Below are 16,911 nucleotides of genomic sequence, written 5' to 3'. Positions count from 1 at the left end.
GGCGGACCAGGCGAGCGCGAGCAACACCCTGACACGGTCCTGGCCTGGCCGCCGCCCAGGGTCGACGGCCCGGGTCGACGGCCAGGGTCGCCGGCCAGCCCCGGTGGCGTTCCCGCTCAGTCGGCTCCCTCGGTCGCCCTGGACTCCCCCGCCGCCGGGGTCCCGGTGCCCGGCCGCTGGTCGTCGGCCGGTCCCCGGCGCCGCCGGTCCGGGCGCGGCCTGTCCTTGGCGCCGCCAAGCAGGCCAGGGGAGTTGACCGCGGCCGTTCGGGTGGCGAGCACCCTGGCGAGCAGGAGTTCGTGCCGGTCCTCTGCATCACCCCCGGCGGTGCCCTGCGCCATCCGGTCGCGCAGGAACGCCAGCTCGGTGACGGCCACCTGGTACTGGGCCACGGCGCGGGCCGCCTGGTCACCGGCCCGGCGGCGCACCGCGCGCCGCCAGTTGCGCCGACCGGCCAGGCTGGCCAGCAGCGCCACCTCGCTGGCCGCGATCCAGCGGTTGTGCGCCATCTCCGGCAGTTGCGCGCTCACCACCCGCTGTTCCCGGCGGCGCTGCCACAGCACCAGCAGCACCATGCCGACGAAGATCGGCACCATGATCAGGAAGTACAGGTTGATGAAGGCCGCGCCGCCGCCCAGCGCGGCGGAGACGTTCCACAGCGCGTGCAGCGCGACCGCGCCCAGGTAGCCCAGCAGCGGGGCGAGCACCCGGGTCCGGCGCCGCAGCGAGCCCGCGGCCAGGCCGACCCCGATGCCGGTCAGCGAGGTGAACAGCGGGTGCGCGAACGGGGAGAGCACCCCGCGCAGGATGAACAGCGCGATCACCCCGCTGGTGGCGTCGCCGAACCCGCCGATGACGAACGCCCTGGCGAAGTAGTAGATGTTCTCGGTGAACGCGAAGCCGGCCGCGACGAACCCCGCGTAGACGATCCCGTCGACGATGCCGTTGAACTCCTGGCGGCGCAGGGACAGCAGCACCACCAGGAACACGCCCTTGGCCGCCTCCTCCACCAGCGGGGCCGAACTCACCGCGGCGAGCACGTTGCCGTTGCCCCGCCCCAGCAGCGAGTCACCGATCAACTCGGCGGTGCTGTTGAACAGCGACGAGGACAGCGTGGCGCCGAGCGCGCCCCAGGCGAAGGCGATCAGCAGCAGCCTGGCCGGCTCCGGCTCCCACCGGTCCACCCACAGGTAGGCGGCGACCACCAGGCCGACCGGCAGCAGCGCCGCTCCCGCGCCGACCAGCAGGGGCAGCAGACCGACCTTGGACGTGCCCAGTCCGAGCAGCACGATGCCGCACACGGCCAGGGCGGTGAGACCGACCACCGGCATCAGCACCGTCCAGTCCCGGGCGGATGGCTTGCGCGGTGAGCGCGGCGTCGGGGCAGCGTCGATCACAGCGGAAAACTCTACGTGGTCGTCCCGGCCCGACCGGTGCGAAACGTGATCGGAACCGGTGATCGCGTGGGGCCGCGACAACCCCCGCGACCTGATCACCGGATCGTGTGACTACCGCCGCCATCGAACACATGTTTGACTGGTGAGGCGGATGGACGTCCCCGCGACCAGCGAAAACCAAGCCGGCTGGGGTGCTGCTGGTCCTGGTCCGGACGGGTGCGGTCACGCTGGCCGCACCCGTCGCCGCACCACGGACACGCGCTGAGGAGGTGGTGGCATGACGGTGTAGTGGCGGCCTGGGCGACGCGCGCACTCACGCCGGGTCCTGGTGTGCCTGGGCGGCTCTCCCACGCGGGCGGATGGACGTGGTCGATCGTCATCCCGCGTGATCGGCCACGCGTCACCGGCGGGTTCGAAGCGGGCGGTATCCGGAGCTGGCCGTGTTCGAGCTGATCACCGTTGCGCGGGCGGTGACCGGGCTGGTCACGGTGCTGAGCTGGTTACGGTGGAGCCGTGCGGGACTGGCAGGACGCCTGGCAGGAGAGCCTCTACGGGGCGAACGGGTTCTTCGCGCGAGGAGAACGGCCGGCCGCGCACTTCCGCACCGCTCCGCTGGTCGGGCCCGAGTTCGCCGAGGTGCTCCTGGAGCTGCTGGCGCGCGTCGACACCGCGCTCGGCCAGCCGGCCCAGCTGGACTTCGTGGACCTGGGCGCGGGCGGCGGTGAGCTGGCCGGCGCCGTGCGTGAGCTGGCCACCGGTGATCTGGCCCGCCGGCTGCGGGTGTGTGCGGTGGACCTCGCCCCGCCAGTGCCCATCCCGGGTGTGCACTGGCGTCGCGAACTCCCCGCTGAGGTGATCGGGCTGCTGGTCGGTCACGAGTGGCTGGACGCCGTGCCCTGCCCGGTGGTCCAACTGCACCAGGGCCGCCCGCACCGCCTGCTGGTCGATCCCGAGGGCGTGGAGCAGGTGGGTGCGCCTGCCGGTCCGGCTGAACTGGCCTGGCTGGACCGGTGGTGGCCGCTCCAGCGGGACGGGGACCGGGCTGAGGTGGGCACGCCCAGGGACGCGGCGTGGGCCAACGCCGTCACCGCGGTGCGGGCCGGGTGCGCGCTCGCGGTGGACTACGGCCACCTGGCCGCCGACCGAGCCGCCGGCCGGTACCGGGCCGGCACGCTCACCGGCTACCAGCACGGCTACCAGGTACCCCCGGTGCCGGACGCCACCAGGGACATCACCGCCCACGTGGCCCTGGACGCCTGCGCCGCAGCCCTCGACTGGACCGGCACCGCGGTACCCGGCCACGGCGTGGCTCCCGGTGATGCTGCTCCGATGCTGGTCAGTCAGGCTGACGCGGTCGCGGCGCTGGGCTCGGCCGCCTGGCCGGCGGACGCGCTGGCCGCCCCGGCCGCCCTGGCCGGTAGCGACCCACTGGCCTGGCTGGCCCGGTCGGCGCGGGCCGGGCGAGTAGCCGAACTGCGCGCGCCCGGCGGGCTTGGCGACTTCGGCTGGCTGCTCCAGCCCACCGGTGGCGTGCCGGCCGACGCGCTGCTCCCGCCGCTTCCCCCGTGGCGGCCCTGACCGCTGCCGCAGCGGCACCACCTCAGGTGACCGCGGTCAGCCCACCCGGTCTTCTCCTCCTCGGCCGATGCGCCGTGACGCCCCTCACCTGGCGGGTGTGGGGGAGGATGGCCCCGTGCAGGAGCAGATGACCGTCGGTGTTGGCGCCGGTGCCCGATACCTGGGTGTGGACCACGTGGTGGACCTCGGCCCGCTGCACCCGAGCGCGCACGGGGCCTACCGGTTGCGACTCGGCGTGACCGGGCCGGCCGAGGACCCGGTGGTGACCACGGCCGAGCCGCTGGTCGGCCACCTGCACCGGGGCGCGGAAAAGCTGTTCGAGGTCCGCGACTACCGGCAGGTGCTGACCCTGGCCAACCGGCACGACTGGTTGGCCGCGTTCGGCAACGAGATGACCGTGGCCCTGGCGGTGGAACGGATGACCGGCATGGACGTGCCGCCCCGGGCCCTGTGGCTGCGCACCCTGCTCGCCGAGCTGAACCGGATTCTCGCCCACCTGGTCTTCCTCGCCCCGCTGACCAGGGCGCTGACCGGTGAGCCCAGTGCGGGCACAACCGCGGCGCTGCGCGGTCGGGAAGCGGTGCAGGCGGTGCTCGAAGAGGCCTCCGGCGGCCGCATCCACTTCATGGCCAACCGGATCGGCGGCCTTCGGGAGGACGTGCCGGCCGGCTGGGTCGGCCGGGTCGCCACCGCCCTGTCCACTGTGCGCAGTCAGCTCCCCGACCTCCGTCGGTCCACAGTGGAGGATGAGGCGTTCCGGTCCAGGCATGCCGGCATCGGCGTGCTGCGCGCGGAGGACGCGCTCGCACTCGGGGTGACCGGGCCGATCGGCCGGGCCAGTGGCGTGGACGTCGACCTGCGCCGCGACGACCCGCTGCCGCCCTACCGCGAACTGTCGGTGCGGCCGGTGCTGCGCTCCGCCGGTGACGCACTGTCCCGAGTGGACTGTCTGCTGGGCGAGGTCGAGCAGGCGGTCGAACTGGCCGGGCAGTGCCTGGACCGGCTGCCGGCCGGTGCGGTGAACGTGCGGCTGCCCAAGGCGATCAAGGCGCCGGAGGGTTCGGTGTACGTGTGGACCGAGGCCCCGCTGGGCATTTCCGGGGTGCACCTGTCCTCACGGGGTGAGAAGACACCGTGGCGGCTCAAGCTGCGCACCCCGTCGTTCAACAACATCCAGGCGCTGTCCGCGCTGTTGCCCGGAACCCGGGTCGCCCAACTGCCGGCCGTGCTGGGCTCGTTCGCCGTGGTGGTTGGCGACATCGACAAGTAGCCCCGGCACGCGCGCCGCACCGGTCCCCCGCCCCGTTCCCCACCGGCACACAGCCCTCACCGGCACAGCAGTCCCCACCAGCACCACAGCGCTCGATCCGGTCAGCACACCAGCGCGGCCCATCCCGCCTGGCCGGTCCACGGTCCAGCCAGGCACCTGCCCAGCCGGGCAGGTGCCCAACCAGGCACGTGCCCAACCAGGCACGTGCGCAGTCAGTCGTCGGCGCGGCGGCGACGACGGCGTCCCGACTCGGCGTTGCCGTAGGCGGCCAGCAGCTCACTGACCGACTTGCCCGCGGCGTGCGCACCCGACCCGCCTGCCCCCTCGTCGTTCGGAGCGGGTTTGGCCTGCCGGCGGCCAGGTGCGTCGTCGGCGTCCTCGGTGCCGGCCCAGCCGACCTGGTCCCACGCTGGGGCGTCGTCCGCGGCGGACCGGTGTCGACGGCCCTCGGTCGGCCAGGCACCCGACGACTCGTCCGGTGCGGCCCGACGCCCCGACTGGCCGCCCTGCGGCTCCCGAGGCTCGGCCGCGTCCCAGGCGTTGTGGGCCTGCCGCGACTCCCGCGGATCGCGTTGGGCGTACTGGCCGGACGGCTGCGGCCGGCCCCGGTCCAGTTCCGCACCGCGGCGTTCACCGCCCCGGGGCTCCACGGCGCGGGGCTCCACGGCGCGCGCGTCCCTGGTCCGGGGTTCGCCGGGCCTGGGTTCCGCCGCCCTGGTGTCACCGCGCCGGGGCTCACCGGCCCGGAACTCACCCGACCTGGGATCACCCGTGCGAAATTCACCCGACCGCGGGTCGCCGGTCCGGTACTCGCCCGACCTCGGCTCACCAGTCCGGAACTCACCCGACCTGGACTCGCCCGGTCGAACCTCGGCCACCCGGCCGACGTCCGGCCGGTGTCGACGGGCGGGCGGGTCGAGGTCGTCAACCGGCTTGGGCCATTCCGTCGGACCACCGTAGGGGGGGCGCTCGGCGGGCGCGCCGGTGCGGTCGCGCGGCCCGGGCATGGCCTGGGCGGCGGGCGCCGCGGGTGGGCGCTGGCCACCGTCGCGGGCAGCCCGCTCCGGGTCGAGTCGCCTGGTCAGCTCGCTGGATTCGGCGCGCGCCGCGGCCGGCGCGCCCCGGCCGCGCTCGACCGTGGGCATGTCCGTGCGGGTGGCGGCGTCCTCGGCGCGCTGCTGGTCGGGCTGCTGACCCACGGCGGCCCTGGGCACCACCACGGTGGGCTGCTGCCTGGGCGGCGGCGGTCCCTGCGGCTCCCGCCTGGCCGGCTCCGGCCGCTTGGGTTCGGGCCGACCCTGTTCCCGGCGGGGCTGCTCGGCCCGGCTCTGCTCGGGGCGGACCGGCACCTCGGCCGGCCCCACCTCGATCAGCTCGGTGCGTTCGACCGCCTGCTCCCGGCCAGCCGGCGGCTTGTCCGGCCCGCTCTTGGCCGGGGTGTTCTTGGCGCCAACGGGCGTAGTGCCGGTCCTGGCGCCGGTCGTGCCCGTGGTCGGCGCGCCCTTGGCCGGAGCCGCCTTGGCCGGGGTGCTCCTGGTGGACGTGGTCCTGGTGGGGGTGCTCTTGGCCGGGGTGCGCTTGGCCTGTGGCTGACCGGTGGCGCTCGCCGGGCCGGCGGTGATGCCTCGGCGCCGGTCGTCGGTCCTGGCGATGATCCGGTCATCACCCATGGCCACCAGCCTGGACTGGTCGGACAGCGAGCGCATCCGGGTGGACTCCGCCCGCAGCGCGACCCGCTCGACCAGCACCTCGCCGCCGAGCAGGGCCTCCAGGCTCTCGCGCAGCGCGTGCAGCTCGGCGCGCAGCGCGTCGAGGTCCTCCCGGGACTCCTCGTCCATCGCCCGCCTGGTGGCGGCCTCGACCTCCAGCTCGTATTCGCGCCGGGCGTTGATCTCGCGTTCGAGTTCCAGCTCGTACACCGACTGGAGATCGGCGACCTCGTCCTCGCGCGCGGCCACCTGTCTGCGGTACTTGGCCGCGAGGAACGCGCCGACCAGGGCGGCCCACAATGCCGCCACAATGCCGAGCCGAAGCCATCGCGCGTTTTCACTGAACACCAACACGGCCGCGGCAACCAGAGCGAGTGCCAGCACCGCTAGCAGCAGCACCCGCCCAGAACCACGGCCGTCGCTCGGTTCATCGGTCGAGGAGCTCCGGCCGGTCATGGCCTATACGGTACCGGTCAGTTATGCGACTGATATCTAGCCCTTGGAATTTTTCCGGGTGCACCCGGAGCGCAATGATTGGTTACACCGGGTTTGCGGCCGATCACTCAGAAGTGGTTAGCCCGACTGATCCACTTCCTCACTCGCCGTGTTTGAAATCGCCGGAAACCTAACGCGCGGTGTGTGAATCCATAACGTTATGCCGGAACATGCAACCTGGCGTGGACAAACAGCCGGGTCAGCGGGCGGACCGGTCGTTTCCGGCGTCGTCGTCCGGGCGGTCCGGGGTCTTGCAGCAGTACTCCAGCCACAGCCCCGCGCCGATCAGGGCCGCGGCGCAGACCACGCCGATCAGCGCGCTGATCGTGTCGCTGGCGGCGGCGACCAGTTCGCCACGCCGGGGCAGGACGTAACCGACGAAGCCGACCCAGGTGCCCAGCATGATCGCGCCGACCAGGGAGGACGCCTTGGCCAACGCCACCGCCCTGGCCGCGGCCAGTGGCGCCACCGGTTTGGCGCCGGCCTTGTGCTGCACCCGGGCCCGCACCGAGAAGCCGAGCACCACGTCCACGGCGGCGACCACGAGCAGGGTGATGCCGGCCAGCCGTGGCAGGGTGGGCAGCACGGTGTAGGCGGAGCGGATGACCAGGTGCACCACCACCGCGGCGACCAGCGCGATCACAACGAGATCACGTGCCCTGGTGAACCTCACTCGACCTCCAGTCGCAGATCGGCACGCCGGCGCACACCGGCCAACTCGTCGGCGGGCAGTGCGCGGACCAGGTCCGCGACCGGCCCGCGTCCGGGCAACTCAGCCGCTGGCGCCACGTCGAGCCAGGGCACCAGGACGAACGCCCGCTCGTGCGCGCGGGGGTGCGGCAGCACCAGGTCCGGGGTCTCCTGGATCACCTGGTCCACCGCGACCACGTCGACGTCCAGGGTGCGCGGCCCCCACCGCACGTCCCGCACGCGCCCGGCGCTCCGCTCGCAGTCCCACGCCCGGTCCAACCAACCGCGCGCGTCCACGGCGGGGTCGTCGACCAGCACGACCGCGTTGAAGTAGTCGTCCTGGGCGACCGGCCCCCACGGCGCGGTCTGGTAGACCGGCGACACCGCGACCACGGCGCCGCCCAGGTTCGCCACGGCTGCCCGCAGGTGCGCGAGCCGGTCACCCAGGTTCGAGCCGATGGACAGCACCGCGCTGCTCATGCCGCCCCCACCAGCCCGACACAGCGCGCGCTGCCCGGCGCCACGCCCGCCAACGCGGCGGCATTGAACACCGGGACCAGCCCACCCGCCGCAAAATCACCCGATCGTGCGGCCAGTTGTCCACAGCCCCCTGGGTTGTCCACAGACCAGCTCGCCAGCCTTCCCCCAGCGCCCAGCACCGATAGGCTGGTCCAGGGGACGCCCCCCGGTGGAGGGTGGGGGCTGTGCTGGCGGGGGGAACGCCACGGGGTCATGCCGGGACCACTCGGCCGCGGCCGCCCCGGCGGGACCTGCGGATGGTCACCGCCACGTCGGCGAAGGTCAGCGGGATCGGCGCGGACGGTTTGTGGATGGTCACCTCGACCGCGTGCACCCGCTCGTCGGTCATCACCTGGTCGGCCACCTTGCCCGCCACGGTCTCAATGAGGTCGCACGGCTCGCCGCCCACGATCGCGGCGGCCTGCTCGGCCAGCTCGCCGTAGTGCAGGGTGTCCCGCAGGTCGTCGGTGGCGGCGGCGCGGTCGAGATCCAGCCACACCACCACGTCGACCAGGAAGTCCTGGCCATCGCGCTTCTCGTGCTCGAACACCCCGTGGTGCCCGCGCACCCTGAGCCCGGTCAGGGTGATCCGGTCGGTCATGCCACCTCCGCGTCCACTGCTGCCCGCCACCGGTCCACCACCGCGCCGGCCCCCGTCACCGCGGTCACGGCGCGCTCCCGCGCCGCCACGCCTCAGCCACCAGCACCGCGTCCAGTGAACTGCCCACGTCGTGCACGCGCACGCCCCACGCGCCAGCCGCCGCGGCCAGCGCGGAGATCGCCGCGGTGGCCTGTTCCCGCCCGTCGGGTGGGCGGGGCCGGCCCTCGGCATCGGCCAGCAGCCGGCCGAGGAAGCGCTTCCGGGACGCGCCGACCAGCACGGGCATGCCCATGGCCAGCAGCTCGTCCATCCGGTGCAGCAACGCCCAGTCGTGTTCGGCCCGCTTGGCAAAGCCCAGGCCGGGATCGAGCACCAGCGCGCTCGCGTCCACTCCGGCGGCCAGCGCGGCGTCGACCCGGGCGGACAGCTCGTCGCGCACCTCGGCCACCACGTCGTGGTACTCGGCCAGCTCGGTCATGTGCCGGCTGTGGCCGCGCCAGTGCATCAGCACCCAGGGCGCGCCAGCCTCGGCGACCACCTTGGCCATGTTCGGGTCGGCCAGTCCACCGGAGACGTCGTTGACCAGGACGGCACCGGCCTCCAGCGCGGCGTTGGCCACCTCGGCGCGCATGGTGTCCACGCTGACCGGCACGCCCTCGGCGGCCAGCGCGCGGATGACCGGGGTGACCCGCGCGGCCTCGATGTCGGCTTCGACCCGGTCCGCGCCGGGTCGGGTGGACTCGCCGCCCACGTCGATCAGGTCGGCGCCACGCGCGTGCATGGCCACGCCGTGGGCGATGGCCTCGTCGTGGTTGAGGTAGCGGCCGCCGTCGGAGAACGAGTCCGGGGTGACGTTGAGCACCCCCATCACCACGCAGCGGCCCGGCTGGGGCAGGGTCACACCGACCGCCCCTTGATCAGGCCGATCGCCTCGGCCCGGGAAGAGGCCGAGGTGCGGAACAGCCCGCGCACCGCCGAGGTGGTGGTCCGCGAGCCGGGCTTGCGCACCCCGCGCATGCCCATGCACAGGTGCTCGGCCTCGACCACCACGATCACCCCGCGCGGTTCCAGCCTGCGCACCAGCGCGTCGGCGATCTGCGAGGTCAACCGCTCCTGCACCTGTGGCCGCCTGGCGTACAGGTCGACCAGTCGCGCCAGCTTGGACAGGCCGGTGACCTGTCCTTCCTGGTTGGGGATGTAGCCGACGTGCGCCACCCCGTGGAACGGGAGCAGGTGGTGCTCGCAGGTGCTGTACATCGGGATGTCGGTGACCAGGACGAGTTCCTCGTGGCTCTCGTCGAAGGTCTTGGCCAGCACGGCGTCCGGATCGGTGAACAGACCGGCGAACAACTCGCGGTAGGCCCTGGCCACCCTGGCCGGGGTGTCCCGCAACCCTTCCCGATCCGGGTCCTCGCCGCAGGCCAGCAGCAGCTCACGCACGGCGTGTTCGGCGCGTGCCTGGTCAAAGCCGAGTTTGCGGGCGTTGACGCGGACGGGCCCGTCAACGGAGAGGTCGTCCCCGTTGACGGGCTCGTCGTGAGCCTGGTGGGCCGCGCTGGTCGATCCCATGTTCGAGCGCATCACAGCCACCAGTGTGTCAGCGCCCGTTGTTCTGGTCGGTGTCCGACGCTGGTTTCGTGGTGTCAGACTCAGCGGATTCCGCAGGGTGGGAGCCGGAGCCGGTGCCCTGGTCGTTCATGTTCACCTGGTCCGGCTCGAACGACGAGGGCTTCCACTGCTGCTGGGACTGGCCAGCCGGCACGGTCGCCGGGGTCCACCCGGGCGGTGCGCCGTAGTTGGGCGGCCCGGACGGCACGGTGGCCGGGCGGGTGCCGCCGCCGTAGTACTGACCAGGTCCTGGCTGGGGCAGGCCCGGCACGGGCTGGCCGTAGGGCGGGTGGGACCCGTTGGGCCCGGGCGGGGTGTCCGGGTTGGACCGGGGCGGCCCACCCGGTGTGTCCGCGGCACCGCCGACCGTGCCCACCGGGGTGGGCTTGTCCTCGGTGACCGGCGGCCACGGCTCGCCCCGCTCCATGGCCAGTTCCGCCCTGGTCTTGATGGGCGGCTTGTCCGAGGGGGTGCGGGTGCCGAAGTCGTTGAACTGGGTGATCCTCGGCCGCTTCTCCACCCGGGCGAAGATCCGCTCCAGGTCCCTGCGGTGCAGGGTTTCCTTGTCGAGCAGTTCGAGCACCAGGTCGTCGAGCACGTCGCGGTAGGTGTTGAGCACCTGCCACGCCTCGTTGTGCGCGGCCTCGATGAGCTTGCGGACCTCCTCGTCGATCTCGTGCGCGACCTCGAGGGAGTAGTCCGGCTGGTGGCCCATGGACCGGCCGAGGAACGGGTCACCCTGGTCCTGGCCGTACTTGACCGCGCCCAGTCGGGCGCTCATGCCGTACTCGGTGACCATGGCGCGGGCGATCTTGGTCGCCTGCTCGATGTCGCTGGAGGCGCCCGTGGTCGGCTCGTGGAACACCAGTTCCTCGGCGGACCGGCCGCCCAGCGCGAACACCAGTCGGGCGATCATCTCCGAGCGGGTCATCAACTCCTTGTCGTCCTCGGGGACGACCAGGGCGTGACCGCCGGTGCGACCGCGCGGCAGGATGGTCAGCTTGTAGACCGGCTCCAGGTCCGGCATGGCCCACGCGGCGAGCGCGTGCCCGCCCTCGTGGTAGGCGGTGATCTTCTTCTCCTTCTCGGAGATGATCCGGCTCTTGCGGGCCGGGCCACCGATCACCCGGTCGACCGACTCCTCCAGGGCGGCGGCGGTGATGACCGTGCCGTTCTGGCGGGCGGTGAGCAGGGCGGCCTCGTTGATCACGTTGGCCAGGTCGGCGCCGGACATGCCCACGGTCCGCTTGGCCAGGCTGTTCAGGTCGACGTCCTGGGCCAACGGCTTGCCCTTGGCGTGCACGTTCAGGATGGCCTGCCGGCCGCGCAGGTCGGGCGCGGACACCGGGATCTGCCGGTCGAACCGGCCGGGCCGCAGCAGCGCCGGGTCCAGGATGTCGGGCCGGTTGGTGGCCGCGATCAGGATGATCCCGCCGCGCGAGTCGAAGCCGTCCATCTCGACCAGCAGCTGGTTCAGCGTCTGCTCGCGCTCGTCGTGGCCGCCGCCGAGCCCGGCGCCGCGCTGCCGACCGACCGCGTCGATCTCGTCGACGAAGATGATGCACGGGGCGTTCTGCTTGGCCTGCTCGAACAGGTCGCGCACGCGCGAGGCACCCACACCGACGAACATCTCGACGAAGTCCGAGCCGGAGATCGAGTAGAACGGCACGCCGGCCTCACCGGCCACGGCGCGGGCGAGCAGCGTCTTACCGGTGCCCGGCGGACCGTAGAGCAGCACACCCTTGGGGATCTTGGCGCCGAGCGCCTGGTAGCGACCGGGGTTCTGCAGGAAGTCCTTGATCTCGTACAGCTCCTCGACCGCCTCCTCGGCGCCGGCGACGTCGGCGAAGGTGGTCTTGGGCATGTCCTTGGACAGCTGCTTGGCCTTGGACTTGCCGAAGTTGAGCACCCGGTTGCCGCCGCCCTGCGCGTTGTTCATGATCCACATGAGCAACAGCAGCAACAGGCCCAGCGGGACCAGGTAGATCAACATCTGCACCAGGAACGAGTCCTGGCTGACCGTGGTGTTGAAGTTCGTGTTCTTGTCGCGGAGGGCGGAGAACACGTCGTTGGTCGCACCAGCCGGGTACTGGGTGAGGACCCGGTCGGAACCGTCAACCGGCGTGTTGAGGGTCAGCTTCAGCCGTTGTTCTTTGTCCTCAAGAGTGGCTTCCTTGACATTGCCACTCGTGATCTGTTCGAGTGCCTTCGAGGTCGACACCGGGACGTAGCCCCTGGAGTCGTCGAACAGCGTGGAAACGGTGAAGTAGGCCAGCAACACCACCAGGATCCAGAGCAGTGGGTTGCGGAGTAGGCGCTTGCGGTCCATTCACTTACGGCCGTCGGGCGGCCTCGACCCTCCCTGACTTTCACGTCGGGTGGTGGCTACCCACCGCCCAGGCGGACGGGGCACACCGGTCCGACCAGACTACCGCCCAGCGCCGCGACAGGGTGCCCCAGTGGCCGAACCGGATGTATCCGACTCTTACCACCATCCAAGCCAGTAACGGGTAAGCGGGCTGTGGTGTTCCCAGCGTGAGCGGAGTTACGCCCCGAGTTCGTCGAAAGACACATCCGACCTGCTCCAGGCGCCGGAACACGCGGAGCGGACACCCAGTGGCCTTTGCTCAGCGCGGTCCGCTCAGTGCCGTCCACTCGGCGACTTCCCGCTCACCTGGCCCCCGCTCAGTGGCCCCGGGGTCGTGCCTCGGCCGGGCGGCCCACCTGCGGCGGCGTCCGGCCCGTTGCCTGGCCAGACCCGTGCTCACCTCCAAAGTACCAGCTCAGCAGGGCCCTCCGAAACAGCAGCGGAGACCGGGTCAACGACAACGGCAGGAGACCCGGGCAACGGGGATCGCAGGGGCAGGAGACCGCGACGGCAGCAGGTCGGGGCGACAGGAACACTGGAGTGGCAGGAGCGCGGGGCGGCAGGAGCGCGGGGTGGCCGCAGACCGGGCGACCGGGAGCTGGACGGCAGCGGGGACCAGCCCAGGAGTGCCGGCCGAGCCGCCGCCCGCCGAGCCGGAACACCGCCGGTCGGGCGGTGGCGACCGGAACCACGCTCGGCGCACCGGTGCCAGCCCTGGTCGGAGCAACCCGACTACGCCGAGCGAGCGACATAACCGGAAACGTAGGTGACGCACGCCACTGCGAGGTGGCCCACGCGTGGTGGCGTGTCATTCTCGGCGCGCCACCGCCCGTTAGCAATCACTACATCGAGTGACTCGTTTACCGAAAGCACCCTGAATCATGGCAATGGACCACCAGCCGCCCGGCTTGCTCCGACGCATCGCCCTCCCCCTGGGAGCGCTGCTGGGCGTGGCCATGGCCGCCACGGCCACCGTGGTCGTGCTGGGCCAGGCCCGCGGCCCTGAGTGTTCGGCGGACCTCCCCCTCAAGGTCGCCGTCGCCCCGGCCGCCCAGCAGGTGGTCACCCAGGTCGCCGAGGACTTCACCAAGGCCCAGCCGGTGATCGCGGACAGGTGTGTGCACGTGTCGGTGGAGCCGCGCGAGTCCTCGGACGTGGCCGGGGAACTGCCCACCGCGCGGATCAACCCGCCGGCCCTGTGGGTCGCCGACTCGTCGGTGTGGGCGCAGCGCGCCGCCGCCTCGGCCGCCGGCGAGCAGACCGGGGCGCCTCGGGTGCAGGTGGGAGCCTCACTGGCGAGCACCCCGCTGGTGGTCGGCGCGGTCGAGTCGACCGCGCAGCGGCTGGGGTGGGCCGAGGCTCCGATGAGCTGGCGCCAGCTGGTCGACGGCAGTGTGCCCGTGGCGGCCAGCGACCCCACGACCACCACCGAGGGACTGCTCGGGCTCGCCCTGGTGCGGTCGATGTTCGGGGACGGCCCGCAGGGCACGCCCCCACCCGAGCTGGTGGCCGCGCTGCTGCGGGTGCGGGACAACACGGTGTCGAGCGTGCGCGAGGCGGCCAGCAAGGCGCAGACGGCCGGTGTGGACAACAGTCCGGTGATCATCACCACCGAGCAGTTCGTGCTGGCCCAGAACCAGGCGGCCGGCACGCGGCGGATGCTCGCGGGCTATCCGGCCGAGGGCAGCACCGCCCTTGACTTCCCCCTGATCCGGGTGACCAGGGAGAACGAACCGCCCGGCACGGCTGAGGCCGTGGCGGCCTTCGAACGGGAACTGCGCTCGGAGCGCACTGCCCAGCGGTTCACCGACGCCGGCTTCCGCAACGCCGGTGGCAAGCCGGCGCCCGGCTGGACGCTGGAGCGGGACGGGGTGGACCCGAGGGTGGAGGCCAGCCTGCCGCAGCCCACTCCCGAGCAGGTCGAGGCGCTGCTCAAGGCGTGGGCGTCGGTCAACCAGGACACCAGGATGCTGGCGGTGCTCGACGTGTCCGGCTCCATGGAGGGCCGCGCCGCGGGTGGCAAGACCAGGATCGAGCTGGCCAGGGACGCCGCCGTGACCGCGCTGGGCATGCTGCCGGACACCTCGCAGATCGGTCTGTGGGCGTTCTCCACCCAGCAGGCACCACCCAACGACTGGCGGGAACTGGTCAGCCTGGGGCCGCTCGGCGGGCAGCTGGACAACGGGCGCACCCGCCGGCAGGCCCTCGCCGAGGGCGTGGGCAGCCTGCCCGGCCTGGTGCGGGGTGGCACCGCGCTGTACGACACGGCGCTCGCCGCCAGCCGGGCCGCGCGCCAGGGCTACGACCCGAGCAAGGCCAACGCGGTCGTGTTGATCACCGACGGGCGGGACGAGGACCCCCAGGGCATCAGCCTGGCCGACCTGCTGAACACGCTGCGCAGCGAGGCCGCCCAGGCGCAGCCCGTGCCGTTCATCACCATCGGCCTGGGACCGGACGCCGACATGGACGCGCTCAACCAGATCGCCACGGCCACCGGCGGCAAGGCGTACCAGGCCCGTCAGCCCGAGGACATCCGCAGCGTGCTGCTGGACGCGATCAGCCAGCGCCAGTGCCGGCCGCACTGCTGACCACACCGGACACCGCCCGACCGGCGTCGGCACCACCGACGCCCACCCCACTGGCGGCTACCCCAACCGGCACCACCGCAACCGGCTGACCAGCGCAAACTCCGTGCGCCCGCCCCGTAGGCATCCCCCCACCCGCCCTGGGGGGCGGCCCCGCTGGCAGCCTATCCGCGCCCCCGCCCGAGGGGTAGGCCAACGGCTGGGGCTGTGGATAACTGGGCAGCCTGTGGATAACCCGGCTGGCCGCGGTCACGGGGTGGCCGGTCAGCACGAACAACCCGGGCCGGGGTTGGCCGGGCCGGCACCACCCACGGGCGGCACGCCGCGCCCGGCCACCACACACCGGCCATCAGACACCCGGCCACCACACACCGGTCACCCAACCCCGCACCACAGCCCGGCAGCACAGCCCGGCCCGGGCTGTGCTGCCGCGCGCGGGGCTCGGCCCGCGGGGTGGCGGTGGTCAGCTGGTGTAGACCTTGGGGTCGAGCGTGCCGATGTGCGGCAGGTCCCGGTAGCGCTCGGCGTAGTCCAGGCCGTAGCCCACGACGAACTCGTTGGGGATGTCGAAGCCCACGTACTTGACCGGCACCTCGACCTTGACCGCGTCGGGCTTGCGCAGCAGGGCGCACACCTCCAGCGAGGCCGGCCGGCGCGTGGCCAGGTTCTTGAGCAGCCAGGACAGCGTCAGCCCCGAGTCGATGATGTCCTCGACGATCAGCACGTCCCGGCCGGCGATGTCGCGGTCCAGGTCCTTGAGGATGCGCACCACGCCGGACGAGGAGGTGGACGACCCGTAGGAGGAGACCGCCATGAACTCCAGCTGCACCGGTACCGGCAGCGCCCTGGCCAGGTCGGTCATGAACATGACGGCGCCCTTGAGCACGCCGACCAGCACCAGATCGGCCCCACCGTTCGCGGGATAGTCGGCCGCGACCTTCTGCGCCAGTTCGGCGACCTTGTCCTTGATCTGCTGCTCGCTGATGAGCACGGAGGCGATGTCGCCCTCGTACACGGCCGGTTCCTCTCTCTCGCGTCCGGCAAAGGGCGGGATTCCCGCCACGACCGCCATGACCGCGGTGATGACTCCGTTGGTTATGACTCCGTTCGGTCGATACGAAGCCTGCCACGAACACGCCGTGTCACCAAGCTGCTGGGCAACCACACCCCACCCTGGCCACGCCATTCCCCAACCAGGGCATCGACTCGACGTAGCTGGGTGTCGGTCAGTTCGGGTACTCCGGCGGCCAGCAGCCAGCGCCGCAGCACCCGGCGCCGCAGCGCCGCCGGCTCCCGGCCGAGCTGCTCGGCGTCCAGTTCACCGACACCGGGCACCCCTCCCACGCCCCCGGTACCCTCGCCCGCCGGCCGGCAAACCCGCTGGAACAGCTGGTCGGCCAGGCCGTCCAGGGTGTCGCAGTCCTCACGCAGCTGGGCCGCGGTGCGGGCCAGCGCGCCGGCCACGCCGCCCTGCAACACCTCGTCGAGCAGGGGCAGCACCTCGGTGCGCAGCCGGACCCGGGTGAACCTGGCATCGAGGTTGTGCGGATCGGTCCACGGGGTCAGCCCGAGCGCCGCGCAGGCCGCTCCGGTCTGCGCCCGCGTCACCCCCAGCAGAGGTCGCGCCCACGGCGCGTCGAGCGCGCGCATGCCCGCGATCGACCGGGGCCCCGATCCCCGCCCCAGCCCCAGCAGCACGGTTTCGGCCTGGTCGTCCAGGGTGTGGCCGAGCAGCACCAGTGCGTCCGGCGCGGGCAGGGCCGCGCGCAGGGCCGCGTACCGGGCGCGCCTGGCCGCCGCCTCCAGCCCGCCCGGCCCGGTCACCGCCACGGTGAGCACGTCCACCCGGTCGAGGCCGAGCTGGCGCAGCTGGTCGGCGGCCCAACCGGCGACCTCGGCCGATCCCGGTTGCAGGCCGTGGTCCACGACCAGGCCGTGCACGGCCAGCCCGGGCCGGCGCGTCACCTGCCGGGCGGCCGCGGCCAGGGCGAGCGAATCCGCCCCGCCCGAGCACGCCACCGCCACCACACCGCTGCCCAGGTGGCCGGCGCGGCGGGCGTCGGCCAGCAGCTGGCGGACGGCGAGCCGCAC

General features: G+C 72.7%; 13 protein-coding genes. 3 read left to right on the top strand and 10 right to left on the bottom strand.

The features are described from left to right. Window positions 1-116: 116 nt before the first annotated feature. Window positions 117-1,397: a PrsW family intramembrane metalloprotease gene (locus tag LX83_RS07690; protein ID WP_407649503.1), complete on the bottom strand. Its 1,281-nt coding sequence runs from the start codon at window positions 1,395-1,397 to the stop codon at window positions 117-119. A 513-nt stretch (window positions 1,398-1,910) separates the two neighbouring features. On the opposite strand from LX83_RS07690, the gene LX83_RS07685 reads away from it, so the two are divergent. Together LX83_RS07685 and LX83_RS07680 are read left to right on the top strand one after the other, a co-directional pair. Next, on the top strand, window positions 1,911-2,975 hold the full coding sequence (locus LX83_RS07685) for an SAM-dependent methyltransferase (RefSeq protein ID WP_253768565.1): 1,065 nt from the start codon (window positions 1,911-1,913) through the stop codon (window positions 2,973-2,975). Window positions 2,976-3,090: 115 nt separating this feature from the next. Further along, window positions 3,091-4,245, top strand: coding sequence for an NADH-quinone oxidoreductase subunit D (locus LX83_RS07680; RefSeq protein ID WP_253768563.1), 1,155 nt, complete (start codon window positions 3,091-3,093; stop codon window positions 4,243-4,245). 212 nt (window positions 4,246-4,457) lie between these two features. On the opposite strand, the gene LX83_RS07675 is transcribed toward LX83_RS07680, so the two are convergent. The 7 genes from LX83_RS07675 to ftsH form a co-directional block, all read right to left on the bottom strand. Beyond that, complete coding sequence (locus tag LX83_RS07675; RefSeq protein WP_308203930.1) at window positions 4,458-6,410, bottom strand: DUF6779 domain-containing protein; 1,953 nt, start codon at window positions 6,408-6,410, stop codon at window positions 4,458-4,460. A 238-nt stretch (window positions 6,411-6,648) separates the two neighbouring features. Continuing rightward, window positions 6,649-7,122, bottom strand: coding sequence for a DUF3180 domain-containing protein (locus LX83_RS07670; protein ID WP_253768556.1), 474 nt, complete (start codon window positions 7,120-7,122; stop codon window positions 6,649-6,651). Beyond that, the gene (gene folK, locus LX83_RS07665) at window positions 7,119-7,619 is read right to left on the bottom strand and encodes a 2-amino-4-hydroxy-6-hydroxymethyldihydropteridine diphosphokinase (RefSeq protein WP_253768553.1); all 501 of its coding nucleotides are present in this window, start codon (window positions 7,617-7,619) and stop codon (window positions 7,119-7,121) included. Before folK ends, LX83_RS07670 begins: the two co-directional genes overlap by 4 nt. A 250-nt stretch (window positions 7,620-7,869) precedes the next feature. Beyond that, the gene (folB, locus tag LX83_RS07660) at window positions 7,870-8,259 is read right to left on the bottom strand and encodes a dihydroneopterin aldolase (RefSeq protein WP_253768551.1); all 390 of its coding nucleotides are present in this window, start codon (window positions 8,257-8,259) and stop codon (window positions 7,870-7,872) included. Window positions 8,260-8,323: 64 nt separating this feature from the next. Continuing rightward, window positions 8,324-9,127, bottom strand: a complete 804-nt coding sequence (gene folP / locus LX83_RS07655; protein WP_253769130.1) for a dihydropteroate synthase — start codon at window positions 9,125-9,127, stop codon at window positions 8,324-8,326. A 29-nt stretch (window positions 9,128-9,156) separates the two neighbouring features. Next, window positions 9,157-9,840, bottom strand: a complete 684-nt coding sequence (folE, locus tag LX83_RS07650; protein ID WP_253768549.1) for a GTP cyclohydrolase I FolE — start codon at window positions 9,838-9,840, stop codon at window positions 9,157-9,159. A 16-nt stretch (window positions 9,841-9,856) separates the two neighbouring features. After that, window positions 9,857-12,196, bottom strand: a complete 2,340-nt coding sequence (ftsH, locus tag LX83_RS07645) for an ATP-dependent zinc metalloprotease FtsH (RefSeq protein ID WP_253768547.1) — start codon at window positions 12,194-12,196, stop codon at window positions 9,857-9,859. Between the two features lie 920 nt (window positions 12,197-13,116). Here ftsH and LX83_RS07640 point away from each other — a divergent pair. Next, window positions 13,117-14,823, top strand: coding sequence for a substrate-binding domain-containing protein (locus tag LX83_RS07640; protein ID WP_253768545.1), 1,707 nt, complete (start codon window positions 13,117-13,119; stop codon window positions 14,821-14,823). Between the two features lie 460 nt (window positions 14,824-15,283). Here the strand turns inward: LX83_RS07640 and hpt are convergent, their stop codons facing one another. Both hpt and tilS read right to left on the bottom strand, forming a co-directional pair. Beyond that, complete coding sequence (hpt, locus tag LX83_RS07635) at window positions 15,284-15,835, bottom strand: hypoxanthine phosphoribosyltransferase (protein ID WP_253768543.1); 552 nt, start codon at window positions 15,833-15,835, stop codon at window positions 15,284-15,286. An 80-nt stretch (window positions 15,836-15,915) separates the two neighbouring features. Next, the gene (gene tilS / locus LX83_RS07630) at window positions 15,916-16,911 is read right to left on the bottom strand and encodes a tRNA lysidine(34) synthetase TilS (protein WP_253768540.1); all 996 of its coding nucleotides are present in this window, start codon (window positions 16,909-16,911) and stop codon (window positions 15,916-15,918) included.

The sequence above is a fragment of the Goodfellowiella coeruleoviolacea genome, from assembly GCF_024171785.1.
In the GTDB taxonomy this organism is placed as follows: domain Bacteria; phylum Actinomycetota; class Actinomycetes; order Mycobacteriales; family Pseudonocardiaceae; genus Goodfellowiella; species Goodfellowiella coeruleoviolacea.
Note: the sequence above shows the minus strand (reverse complement) of the source record. Positions and strands in the feature narration are given on the sequence as shown.